The sequence below is a fragment of the Phenylobacterium sp. genome (assembly GCF_036563385.1).
Taxonomy (GTDB): domain Bacteria; phylum Pseudomonadota; class Alphaproteobacteria; order Caulobacterales; family Caulobacteraceae; genus Phenylobacterium.
In genome coordinates this window covers 1-12,513 of sequence record NZ_DATCML010000002.1, presented here as the reverse complement: position 1 = coordinate 12,513, position 12,513 = coordinate 1, and the positions used below count along the sequence as shown (strand labels likewise).

Annotated in this window: 9 protein-coding genes; 8 read left to right on the top strand and 1 reads right to left on the bottom strand. The window is 67.9% G+C overall.

The window, feature by feature from the left end:
- Positions 1-224 precede the first annotated feature (224 nt).
- From glf to VIL67_RS00755, 4 genes are all read left to right on the top strand, one after another.
- Positions 225-2,519 (top strand): UDP-galactopyranose mutase, encoded by a 2,295-nt coding sequence (glf, locus tag VIL67_RS00770; protein ID WP_332046933.1) that lies wholly within the window; start codon positions 225-227, stop codon positions 2,517-2,519.
- Between the two features lie 114 nt (positions 2,520-2,633).
- Complete coding sequence (locus tag VIL67_RS00765) at positions 2,634-2,822, top strand: hypothetical protein (RefSeq protein ID WP_332046932.1); 189 nt, start codon at positions 2,634-2,636, stop codon at positions 2,820-2,822.
- 23 nt (positions 2,823-2,845) lie between these two features.
- On the top strand, positions 2,846-3,235 hold the full coding sequence (locus VIL67_RS00760; protein WP_332046931.1) for a helix-turn-helix domain-containing protein: 390 nt from the start codon (positions 2,846-2,848) through the stop codon (positions 3,233-3,235).
- Positions 3,236-3,255: 20 nt separating this feature from the next.
- Complete coding sequence (locus tag VIL67_RS00755) at positions 3,256-4,575, top strand: M20/M25/M40 family metallo-hydrolase (RefSeq protein WP_332046930.1); 1,320 nt, start codon at positions 3,256-3,258, stop codon at positions 4,573-4,575.
- Here the strand turns inward: VIL67_RS00755 and VIL67_RS00750 are convergent.
- A complete protein-coding gene (locus VIL67_RS00750) occupies positions 4,572-6,206 on the bottom strand; it encodes an acyl-CoA synthetase (RefSeq protein ID WP_332046929.1) in 1,635 nt (544 codons plus the stop codon). The two genes, VIL67_RS00755 and VIL67_RS00750, sit on opposite strands and share 4 nt — an antisense overlap.
- A 123-nt stretch (positions 6,207-6,329) precedes the next feature.
- Here VIL67_RS00750 and VIL67_RS00745 point away from each other — a divergent pair, with 123 nt between their 5' ends.
- The 4 genes from VIL67_RS00745 to VIL67_RS00730 all read left to right on the top strand — a co-directional run.
- Complete coding sequence (locus VIL67_RS00745) at positions 6,330-6,575, top strand: DUF6356 family protein (protein ID WP_332046928.1); 246 nt, start codon at positions 6,330-6,332, stop codon at positions 6,573-6,575.
- An 89-nt stretch (positions 6,576-6,664) separates the two neighbouring features.
- On the top strand, positions 6,665-7,144 hold the full coding sequence (locus VIL67_RS00740; protein ID WP_332046927.1) for a hypothetical protein: 480 nt from the start codon (positions 6,665-6,667) through the stop codon (positions 7,142-7,144).
- Between the two features lie 131 nt (positions 7,145-7,275).
- On the top strand, positions 7,276-7,536 hold the full coding sequence (locus VIL67_RS00735; protein WP_332046926.1) for an SWIB/MDM2 domain-containing protein: 261 nt from the start codon (positions 7,276-7,278) through the stop codon (positions 7,534-7,536).
- Between the two features lie 540 nt (positions 7,537-8,076).
- A partial coding sequence (locus VIL67_RS00730; protein ID WP_414696151.1) for a beta strand repeat-containing protein occupies positions 8,077-12,513 on the top strand: 4,437 nt, incomplete at its 3' end.

Below are 12,513 nucleotides of genomic sequence, written 5' to 3'. Positions count from 1 at the left end.
TGAAGAAGTGATGCCAGCTTCTGCACTCGCGGCGGAACCTTTGCGGCTGCGGTGAGTTACTCCAGCGGGCTTCGTGTGTCGATTTTCATAAAAGGAATGCGGTCTTGAACACTCAGTGGTTCCCGAGCGCCGAAGGCGCTGCGCCATTGTCAACTCCGTCTTTTGGGCCGCGTTCCCGAGGTCGCCAGACTCTCATCTGTTTTTCGCACCTGCGTTGGGATTTCGTGTTCCAACGTCCCCAGCACCTGATGACCCGGTTCGCCAAGGGGCGGAAGGTCGTGTTCTGGGAAGAGCCGGTCCCGGGGCCGGCGGAAGAGGCGCCGCGCCTCAACAGCCGCACTTGCCCGGATAGCGGCGTGCTGGTGATCACCCCGGTCCTGGCCGACGGCGGCACGGCGGAGGAGCGCGATGCGCAGCTGAAGGCGCTGCTCGACGGCTTCCTTGAAGGCAACGAGAGCGACCTGATCCGCTGGTACTACACGCCGATGATGCTGAGCTTTTCGCGGCACGTGGAGGCGGTGTGCACGGTCTATGACTGCATGGACGAGCTGGCGAACTTCAAGTTCGCCCCGCCCGAACTGACCATCCTCGAGCGCGAACTGATGACCGCCTCGGATGTGGTGTTCACCGGCGGCTACTCGCTGTGGGAAGCCAAGCGTGACCGCCACCCCAACATCCACCCGTTCCCGTCCAGCGTGGACCGTGCGCACTTCGCCAAGGCCCGCACGCAGCGCGACGCGCCCGAGGACATGGCCGGCATCCCGTGGCCGCGGTTCGGCTTCTACGGCGTCGTCGACGAGCGTATGGACCTGGAGCTCCTCGCCAAGCTTGCCGACGCCCGGCCGGAATGGAGCCTCTGCATCGTCGGGCCGGTGGTGAAGATCGATCCCGCGGACCTGCCGCAGCGGCCGAACCTGCACTACCTCGGCGGCAAGGGCTACGAGGACCTGCCGCGCTACCTGGGCAGCTGGGACGTCGCCCTGATGCCCTTCGCCATCAACGAGAGCACCCGGTTCATCTCGCCCACCAAGACGCCGGAATACCTCGCGGGCGGCCGGCCGGTGGTGTCCACCCCCATCGTGGACGTGGTGCGCCACTACGGCGACCTGGAAGCGGTGAAGGTCGCCTCGACCGCCGACGAGTTCATCGCCGCCTGCGACCAGGCGCTTGCCCTGTCGCGGATCAAGGGCGACTGGCTGAAGGCCGTCGACGTGATGCTCGCGGCCCTCTCCTGGGACGAGACCTTCACGCGGATGAACGCCGAGATCGCCCGGGCCGTCGGCCAGCGCGAGCAGGCCGCGGCGGACTCGCTGGGCCAGACCGGCGTCGCCGCCCCCGCCGTCCGGGCGGCCTCGCGCAACAAGCCCTTCGACTACCTGATCGTGGGCGCGGGCTTCGCCGGCTCGGTGCTCGCCGAGCGCCTGTCCACCCAACTCGGCAAGCGCGTGCTGCTGGTCGACCGGCGACCGCACGTCGGCGGCAACGCCTATGACGAGAAGGACGCGGCCGGCGTCCTGATGCACAAGTACGGGCCGCACATCTTCCACACGAACTCGGACGAGGTGGCCGGCTACCTGTCTCAGTTCACCAAGTGGCGGCCGTATGAGCACCGCGTGCTGGGCTGCGTTAAGGGCGGTCTGCTGGTGCCGGTGCCCATCAACCGCACCACGCTCAACACCCTCTACGGCCTGCATCTGCAGACGGACGAGGACGCCGCCGCCTACCTGGCGAGCCGGGCCGAGCCGGTGGAGAAGATCAAGACCTCCGAGGACGTGGTGGTCTCGGCCGTCGGCCGCGAGCTCTACGAGACCTTCTTCCGCGGCTACACCCGCAAGCAGTGGGGCATGGATCCGTCCGAACTCGACAAGTCCGTGACCGCCCGTGTGCCCACCCGCACCAACACGGACGACCGCTACTTCACCGACAAGTTCCAGAACATGCCGCTGGATGGCTACACGCGCATGTTCGAGAACATGCTCGACCAGAAGGGCATCACCATCGAACTGGGCGTCGACTTCGAGGACGTCCGAGCCGACACGGTGTACGACCACCTGATCTTCACGGGCCCGGTGGACGAGTACTTCGACCATCGCTACGGCAAGCTGCCCTACCGGAGCCTGGCGTTCGAGCACAAGACGCTCGACCAGGAGTGGTTCCAGCCGGTGGGCACGGTGAACTATCCGGAAGAGGGCGTGCCCTACACCCGGATCAGCGAGTACAAGCACCTCACCGGCCAGTCGTCGAAGCAGACGACCATCACCTACGAATACCCCCGCGCCGATGGCGACCCGTACTATCCGGTCCCGCGTCCTGAGAACCAGGCGCTGTACAAGAAGTACGAAGCCCTGGCGCTCGAAACGCCGAACGTCCATTTCGTGGGCCGCCTGGCGACCTACCGGTACTACAACATGGACCAGGTGGTCGGTCAGGCCCTGGCGACCTTCCGCCGGATCGCGGAGCGGGAGGGCCGGTCGGTCATCGCGGCCCAGAGCGCGGCGCGGGCGATCGCCGCCAACTAGGCGGCGCCACCCCCGCGATAGTTAATTTTCAACTGGAAGGCGGCCCTCGCTTCGCGGCGGGGGCCGTTCCGTGTTAAGCGGCGCCGTAGAGAGATCGAGGGGCGTGAGTCCAGGATGATCCGGACCGACAAGGAACGTGCGCGGGAGATCGCGCAAAATCTCGTCGAGATCCTGTCTTCCTATGAGGAGGAGGTGATGGCCATGGAGCGGGAGAGCCCCGCCCTCGGCCCGCTCCGGCGAGCGATCGGCATGGCGATCGCCGAGGCCTGCTACCTGATCTCCGACGGTGCGCCGCCGAACTGAACCAAGAGGACGATACCGAAATTATGGCCCGCAAATCCGAGGCTCTCGCCGATCCTGTTGACGTCGCCGTGGGGGCGCGCATCCGTCTGCTGCGCAAGGTCCGTGGTCTTTCGCAACAGGCGCTGGCCGAAGCCGCCGGCGTCACCTTCCAGCAGATCCAGAAGTACGAGCGCGGCGCGAATCGTGTGAGCGCATCCATGCTGTCGAGGATCGCCAAGACCCTGGGCGCGCCGGTGTCCGAAATGTTCGGCGAGGTGGGCGCGGCGAGCGGAGCTATCGACGAAGTGGCGGCGCTGCTCGCCGAGCCGGGCGCGCTCGAGCTTCTGAAGGCCTATTCGCACCTGCCCAAGGGGCCCCCCCGTTCGGCGCTCGTGGACTTCGTCCGCACGCTCGGCGAGAAACAGCCGACCTGATCCTCATCCCGGAGTCTCCCATGCGTCCGTCCCTCCGCGCCCTGGCCCTGGTCGCGGGGCTGCTTTCGGCCGCTCCGGCGATGGCCGCGCCGCCCAACGCGGCGGAGACGAAGATGATCGCGACGATCCGGACCGAGCACGAGCGCCATGTCCAGCTGCTGGAGAAGCTGGTCCGGGTGAACTCGGGCTCGATGAACTTGAAGGGCGTCGAAGAGGTGGGCCGACTGATGCGGGCCGAGTTCGAGCCTCTGGGTTTCGAGGTTCGCTGGATCCCGATGACGGAGACGGGCCGCGCCGGCCACCTGGTTGCGACCCACAAGGGCAACGGCCGTGGCAAGCGCCTGCTGCTGATCGGGCACCTGGACACGGTGTTCGAGCCCGACAGTCCTTTCCAAGGGTGGACCCGGCGCGGCGGGACCGTCGAGGGGCCCGGGGTCGGCGACATGAAGGGCGGCCTGGTGATCATCGTCTCCGCCCTGCGCGCCATGCAGACGGCCGGCACCCTGAAGGACGCCGACATCACGGTCGTGCTGACCGGCGACGAGGAGAAGCCCGGCAGCCCCATCGCCCTCGCCCGCCGCGACCTGATCGCCGCCGGCCGAGCGAGCGACGTGGCGCTCGACTTCGAAGGCCTGTCTCAAGAGGCCGGCCAGGACATCGGCTCGATCGCTCGCCGATCGTCGAACTCCTGGACCCTGCGGGTGGAAGCCAAGTCCGGCCACTCTTCGGGCGTCTGTTCCCCAAGCATGGGCTGCGGCGCGAACTACGAGCTCGCCCGGATCCTCGAGGCGTTCCGGACGGAACTGCCCGAGCCAAACCTGACCTTCAACGTCGGCATGATGGCGGGGGGCGCGAAGGCCCAGGCCAATGAGGGCGAGACCGGCGTCTCGGCGATTGGCAAGACCAACATCATCTCGGGCGAGGCGGTGGCGCTCGGCGATATCCGCACGCTTTCGAACGAGCAGGAAGCGCGGGTCCGGGCGAAGATGCAGGCCATCGTCGAGCGGCCCCTGCCGCATGCCAAGGCGACCCTGCAGTTCGACGACACCGGCTATCCGCCCATGGCGCCGACCGAGGGCAACAAGGCTCTTCTTCGCAAGCTGAACGAGGTGAACGCGACCCTCGGCCTGCCGCAGATGCCACAGGGCGACCCGGCCCGCCGAGGCGCTGGGGACATCGCCTTCGTCTCGTTCGTGGATGGCCTGGTGGGCATGGGAATGGCCGGGGAGGGCAGCCACGCGCCGGGCGAGACCGCCGACCTGACGAGCCTCGAGCGTCAGGCGCAACGCGCCGCCCTGCTGATGAGCCGGCTTGCGAAGGAGCCCCGCGGCAAGCGTTAGGCGGGCTGCCCCAGCGCCTTCAGCGCCCGGTCCTTCACCGCCTTGTAGTCCACCTTGCCGTTCGGGGCGCGGCCGATGCTCTCCACCAGCACGAGCTCGCGCGGCGCCTTATATCCGGCGAGCTGGCCATGGACGTGCGCCGAGAGCTCCTGCAGGCCGGGAGCCGCGGCGCCTTCCGGCTCCACGACCGCGCAGATGCGCTCACCGAAGCGGGGATCGGGCACGCCGACCACGACAGCGTCGCGCACATCGGGGTGGGTCTTGAGAGCCTCCTCCACTTCCTCCGGGAAGACCTTCTCGCCGCCGGTGTTGATGCAGACCGAGCCGCGGCCCAGGAGCTTGAGCGATCCGTCGGCGTTCACCTCGGCCCAGTCGCCGGGCACGCTCCAGCGCTGGCCTGCGATCTCCTTGAAGGTCTTGGCGCTTTTCTCAGGGTCCTTGTAGTAGCCCACCGGCAGGAAGCCCGTGACCGTCACCAGACCGCGCTCGCCGGAGCCCGGCTCGACCCGTCGCCCGTCCTCCGTGAAGACGGCGCAGTTCGGCCCCAGCATGAAGGCGGCGGTCTGCACCTCGGCGCCGGGCGCCGAGGCCGAGGCGCCTAGCCCCACGGCTTCGGACGATCCGAGACTGTCGTAGATGATGGCGTTGGCGCAGTGGCGCAGCAGGCCGCGCTTGTTCTCCTGGCTCCACATGGAGCCGGAGGAACTCATCGTGCGCACGGCGGAGAGGTCCCAGCGACCCGGGCTGGCTTCCAGAGCCTCGAGCATGGGGGTGGAGAAGGCCAGGCCCACCAGCACGATGGCTGTCGCCTTGAGCCGCTCGGCCTCGTTCCAAAGTTCGACGGCGTCGAACTTGCGTGAGGGCAGGGTGGCGACCGTGCCGCCCTGGTTCAGACAGATGAAGGCCGAGAACTCGCCGGTGCCGTGCATCAGCGGGCAGGCGATCAGGCTGGTGGGGTGGAGGTGTTCCGGTCCGGTGATCCGTCCGACCAGTTCCTCGATGCTGCCGGCCGGGGGGATGCCGAGCGCGGCGTTGCCGCCGGCGCCGAGCACGTTGAACAGGTCGTCCTGGCGCCACATCACGCCCTTCGGCATGCCGGTGGTGCCGCCTGTGTAGAGCAGGAGGAGGTCGTCCGGCGAGCGGCCCCATGACGCCCGGACGGGGCGGGCGGCCGGCGTCCGCGCCGCCGCTTGCTCATAGTCCACGGCCCAATCCGGCGCGGGTTGGCCTGGCTCCGCCACGGCGATCCAGCGCTTCACCTTCGGCAGCCGCGCGCGGATGGCCTCCAGCACCGGCGCGAACCCGGCGTGGAACACGACCGCCTCGGCGTCGGCGTTGTCGAACAGGTAGACCAACTCCTCGGGCCCATAGCGGTAGTTGGTGTTGACCGGCGCCAGCCCGGCCTTGAAGGCCGCGAAGTAGGTCTCCAGGTACTCCGGACCGTTGTACAGATAGGCGGCGACCTTGGCTTGGCGGTCCAGGCCGGCGCCGATCAACTCGGCGGCGAGCGCGTCGGCGCGGGCGTCGAACTCGGCCCAGGTGAGCTGTCGCTCGCCCTGGATCTGGGCGAGGCGTTCCGGCTGGGCGGCGGCGATGGCTTCCCAGACGTCTGCGAATGTCCACGCCGTCATCGCCGATCCTCCCATGTGCCTGTCGTTGCCGAGAAGCTGGGCGCCTGCCGCCGGGGCATGTCAACCGGCTGGCCGCTGGGGCGAATCCGTGGCGAGATCGCCCGCGCAGCACGAGGAGGGCACATGCTGGACCGCTTCACCCGTCATCCCTACGCCGTGGGCGAGACCTACCTGCAGCACGCGCGCACGGCGGGCCGTCTGGGTCTCCAGCTGGTGGTGGCAGGCGTGGCGTGCCTGATCCACGCGGCCGCGCCCTGGCTGTTCGAGGATTTCGCCAGCCGCCGCGTTCGCAGCCTGCATGAGCAGATGAGCCGCCGGCGGGCCCCATGGGCCTGGAACGGCGAAGTGACCGGCGGGCTGGGCGTCTAGCTGGACCGGCACGCCGGGAACCCGGCCCGTCCGCAGGGGTTGCTCTTGCGACGCCGCACCCGCGGCGAAGCAACCCTTGGAGGCGCGAGATGGCGACAACGCTGCCTTACAGCGATCAGACCGAGACACCTTCCTACTCCGCCGTGCGCGTCGACGTGGTCGAGCACCGGCAGCGCGACGTCGGCGCAACCGTTTTCGTCTGGCTGGCGATCGCGCTCGCCTTGGCCTTCTGGGCGGCCAACCTGACGGCGCTGTTCGGGATCCTGGGCGCGCTCGGACACCCGGCGGCGGATGGCCTGGACGCCGGCGAGGCCGACGTCGGCGGCCTCGGGTGGATGACCATCAACTTTGTCGGCGGCCTGCTCATCCTGGGCGGCGCGCTCGCCTATGGCGCATACCGCTACGCAAGCCGCGACAAGCGGCTGGACCCCATGACCGAAGCCTCCACCGCAGCGCTGTACGACAATATCGAGCGCCAGGGGGGTGACGACACGAGCAGCCGTTCCCCCGAAGATCGCAGCCCCATGGAACGCGACGCCTACCGCACGTCGCAGTCCGATCTGCGCTGAAGCGGCGCCGCGACGCTCTGGCGCGCTCTAGGAGTGGCGCGTCGGGCGATGCGTGCCTAGGATAGCAAAAGCGACTCAGCCCTCGCGAAGAGCGTCGGGGCGGCGCCTGAATACCTAGCTGGGGGAGCCCAATGGCCGACACCAAGAAAACCAACGCCCTGCAAAAGCCGCTCACGCCGTCTTCGGAACTGGCCGCCGTGGTCGGTTCCGCGCAGCTGTCGCGCGGGGAAGTGGTTTCCAAGATCTGGGACTACATCAAGAAGAACAACCTGCAGAACCCGCAGAACAAGCGCGAGATCATCGCTGACGACAAGCTGAAGCCGGTCTTCCACGGCAAGGACAAGGTCTCGATGTTCGAGATGAACAAGCACCTGGCGCAGCACCTGAAGTAGGACGCGCCACGACGGGCGCCGCCCGTCACTGCTTTCGGAAACCCCGCGGCCCGGCCGCGGGGTTTTCTTTTTGCCCGCGGTCACCTCCGAGCGGCGTACTCCGGACCGCACCTCCAAGATGTCGCAGCTCGCCATGCCCGAATCCGGGTCTCTTCCCGTAGCTGTGGCCAAGCTTCGAACGCAGCCGCCCCCGGCAGCTCTGCTGTAACGGTCCCGGCGCCGCGGGGGGCCTGGATCTGAACTCGGCTTCCGGATTGCGGCGGGGAGGGGGCGGGTACATGCAGAAATGCGGCGAAAGCTCGGCAGTGCGGCAACCTGCCACAGCCGACGTAAGTCTTCGCAAGGAAAGGCATCCGCTCGTCTGCGTCTTTCGGCCTCAGGAGGGGCGGCGTCCCCTTAGGCGGACGACTCAAGGTAACGAGTTGGTAAGGGACTCCTGATGTGCGTAGCGGGTGCGAAAAGCACCAGTGCATTTGCGTATTCTTCGTTTTTCTTAGCTGAACAACCAACCGCAGCGCCTAGACTGGACAAGGTGGATTAATGGGTATCTCGAGCCTCTCCACGCAGCAGATCGCAGCGCTGTCGACCACGACGATCTCGAACCTGACGACAACCGACATGAGTCAGTTGGCGTCGACCCAGATCGGGGCGATCAGCACCTCCGGCATCGGCGTGCTCAGCAGCACGCAGGTGAGCGCAATCTCCGCCACCTCCGTGAAGGGGCTGACGGCGAACCAGATCCCCTACTTCCAGAACGCGGTGATCTTCGACACCACCCAGTTGGGCGTGTTCGGCGCCGCGCAAATGGGAGCGCTGACCACCACCCAGGTGACCGCCTTCGACACCACGCGCCTGACGGCGCTGAAGTCGACGCAGCTGGCGGCGCTTTCCTCCACCAGCCTGGCGGCGCTCGACTCCACTCAGATCCAGGGGCTGACCACCACCCAGGTGAAGTCGCTCACCACCAGCCAGATCAAGGGTCTGAGCACCGCCGACGTCGGCGAGTTCACCTCCGATCAGCTGGCGGCGCTCTCCACGGTCCAGCTCGGCGCCTTCAACTCCACCCAATTCTCCGCCCTGACCACCACTCAGCTGGGCGGGCTCACCTCCACCCAGGTCGGGTCGCTGTCGACCACCAACCTGTCCTCGCTCGACACCGCGCAGATGCAGCAGCTGAGCGAGACCCAGCTGGGCGGCCTGACCACCACCCAGGTGAAGACGCTCTCGTCCGCCGATTTCGGTGAGCTCACCAGCACGCAGGTGACCAAGCTCAGCTCGACGCAGCTCGGCGCCCTGACGACGACGAACCTGAATTCGCTCGACGAGACGACCATGCAGGCGCTCTCGACGACCCAGGTGAAGGGCCTGACCGTCACTCAGATGACGGGCCTCCAGTCCACGGATGCGGCGGAGCTCAGCTCCACCCAGATCGCGGCGCTGGCCAGCACCCAGGTCGCGGCCATGTCTTCCACGAGCCTGGCCGCGCTCGATTCGACGCAGATCCGCGCGCTCGACACCACCGCCGTGAAGGCGCTTACCGTCACTCAGCTGAAGGCGCTGAACGAGACGGACATCGCGGAATTCACCTCGACGCAGGTCCAGTCGCTGAGCGCCACCCAACTCGGCGCGCTCACCAGCACCGCCGTCTCGGGCCTGGACTCCACCCAGATGGGCGCTCTGACGACCACACAGGTGAAGGGCCTCACCGCGTCCCAGCTCGGCGGGCTCAGCACCACCGACATGGGTGAGCTCACCACCACCCAGCTCCAGGCGCTCGCCGCCACGCAGGTGGCCGCCTTCAGCTCCACCAATCTGTCCGCGCTGGACAGCACGCAGCTGCAGTCGCTGACCACCACCCAGGTGAAGGGCCTCACGACCGGCCAGCTCGCGGGGCTGTCGACCACGGACATCACTGAGTTCACCACCACCCAAATCCAGGCGCTGACGGCCACCCAGCTTTCCGGAATGGGAGCGACCAACTTCTCGGCGCTGGACAGCACCCAGATGGGCTCGCTGACCACCACGCAGGTGAAGGGCCTGACGCTCGCGCAGATGGGCGGCATGTCCACGACGGACATCGGCGAGCTCACCTCGACGCAGCTCGGCGCGCTCACCGCGGCCCAGCTGGGCGCCGTGTCCACGACCAACCTCGCGGAGCTGACCACCACCCAGCTCCAGGGCCTGACGACCACCCAGCTCGGCGCCCTCTCCACGACGGCGGTCTCCGCTTTCGCGACCACGCAGATCGCGTCGCTCAGCACCACCCAGGTGAAGGGCCTGACGACGACGCAGGTGAAGAGCCTCGACGCGACCGGGTTCGGCAAGCTGACCACCACCCAGCTCGGCGCCCTGGCGTCCACTCAGCTCGGCGCTCTGACGACCACCAACCTGTCCGCGATGGACTCGACCCAGATCCAGCAGCTGGACACCACCCAGCTGCGGGGCCTGTCCACGACCCAGCTGTCCAGCCTGTCGACCACGGACATGGGCGAGTTCACCTCCACCCAGATCGGCAGCCTGACGGCGACCCAGGTCGCTGGCCTGGGCTCGACCAACCTCTCGGCCCTTGACTCGACCCAGCAGAAGGCGCTGGACGCCACCCAGATGAAGGCGCTGACCACGGCCCAGCTGGCCGGCCTCAGCACCACTGACATCGACGACCTGACCACGACCCAGCTGCAGGCCCTCGGCACCGCCCAGCTCGCGGGGATGGGCTCGACCAACTTGAGCCAGCTGAGCTCGACCCAGGTCCAGTCGCTGACCACCACTCAGGTGAAGGGGCTGACCAACGCCCAGCTCGGCGGCCTGTCGACCACCGACATGGCCGATTTCTCCTCGACCCAGGTCCAGGCGCTCTCCGCCACCCAGGTCGCGGCGCTCGGCGCCACCAACCTGTCGGCGCTCGACAGCACCCAGATGGGCGCCCTGACCACCACCCAGGTGAAGGGGATCACCACCACCCAGCTGGCGGGCCTGTCCACCACCGACATGGGCGAGCTCACCTCGACCCAGCTCGGCGCCCTGGCGTCCACCCAACTGAACGCCCTGACCTCGACCAACCTGGCCCAGCTGAGCACCACCCAGCTGTCGGGGCTTAGCTCCACGCTGATCGGCGGCCTCTCCACGACGGCGATCTCCAACCTGGACACCACCCAGCTCGCCGGCCTCACCACGACGCAGGTAAAGGGCCTGACGACCACCCAGGTGAAGAGCCTGGACGCCACGGCGTTCGGCAAGCTGACCACGACGCAGCTTGGCGCGATGGCCAGCAGCCAGCTGGGCGTCCTGACGACCACCAACCTGTCCGCGATGGACTCGACCCAGATCCAGCAGCTGGACACCACCCAGCTGCGCGGTCTGTCCACGACCCAGCTGTCCAGCCTGTCGACCACCGACATGGGCGAGTTCACCTCGACCCAGATCGGCAGCCTGACGGCCACCCAGGTCGCTGGCCTGGGCTCGACCAACCTCTCGGCCCTGAACTCGACCCAGCAGAAGGCGCTGGACGCCACCCAGATGAAGGCGCTGACCACGGCCCAGCTGGCCGGTCTCAGCACCACTGACGTCGACGACCTGACCACGACCCAGCTGCAGGCCCTGGGCACCACCCAGCTGGCGGGGATGGGTTCGACCAATTTCAGCCAGCTGAGCTCGACCCAGGTCCAGTCGCTGACCACCACCCAGGTGAAGGGGCTGACCAACGCCCAGCTCGGCGGTCTGTCGACCACCGACATGGCCGACTTCTCCTCGACCCAGGTCCAGGCGCTCTCCGCCACCCAGGTCGCGGCGCTCGGCGCCACCAACCTGTCGGCGCTCGACAGCACCCAGATGGGCGCCCTGACGACGACCCAGGTGAAGGGGATCACCACCACCCAGCTGGCGGGCCTGTCCACCACCGACATGGGCGAGCTCACCTCGACCCAGCTCGGCGCCCTGGCGTCCACCCAGCTGAACGCCCTGACCTCGACCAACCTGGCCGAGCTGACCACGACCCAGCTCTCGGGCCTCAGCTCGACCCAGGTCGGCGGCCTCTCGACCACGGCCCTGGGCAACCTCGCCACCACTCAGCTGGGCGGGCTCACCACGACCCAGGTGACCGGCCTGACGACGACGCAGGTGAAGAGCCTCGACGCCACAGCGTTCGGCAAGCTCGCGACCACCCAGCTCGACGCGCTGAACTCCACGCAGCTAGGCGCCCTGTCGACCACCAACCTCTCGGCCATGGACTCAACGCAGATCCAGGGCCTCGACACGAGCCAGCTGCGGGGCCTGTCCACGACCCAGCTGTCCAGCCTGTCGACCACGGACATGGGCGAGTTCACCTCGACCCAGATCGGCGGCCTGACCACCACCCAGGTCGCTGGCCTCGGCGCCACCAACCTCTCGGCTCTGGACTCGACCCAGCAGAAGGCGCTGGACGCGACCCAGATGAAGGCCCTGACCAACACCCAGCTGGCGGGCCTCAGCACGACCGACATCGACGACCTGACCACCACCCAGCTGCAGGCGCTCAGCGCGACCCAGCTGGCGGGGATGGGTTCGACCAATTTCAGCCAGCTGAGCTCGACCCAGGTCCAGTCGCTGACCACCACCCAGGTGAAGGGGCTGACCAACGCTCAGCTGGGCGGTCTCAGCACCACGGACATGGGCGACTTCTCGTCCACCCAGATCCAGGCGCTCGCGGCCACCCAGGTGGCGGCGCTCGGCGCCACCAACCTCTCGGCGCTCGACAGCACCCAGATGGGCGCGCTGACGACGACGCAGGTGAAGGGGATCACCACGGCGCAACTGGCGGGCCTGTCGACCACCGACATGGGCGAGCTTACCTCGACCCAACTCGGCGCGATGGCGGCGACGCAGCTGCTGGCGATCACCACCACCAACCTCGGTGAGCTGACGACGACCCAACTGGGCGGCCTCTCCTCGACGCAGGTCGGCGGCCTGACCAACACGGCGCTGTCGGCGCTTGCCACGACT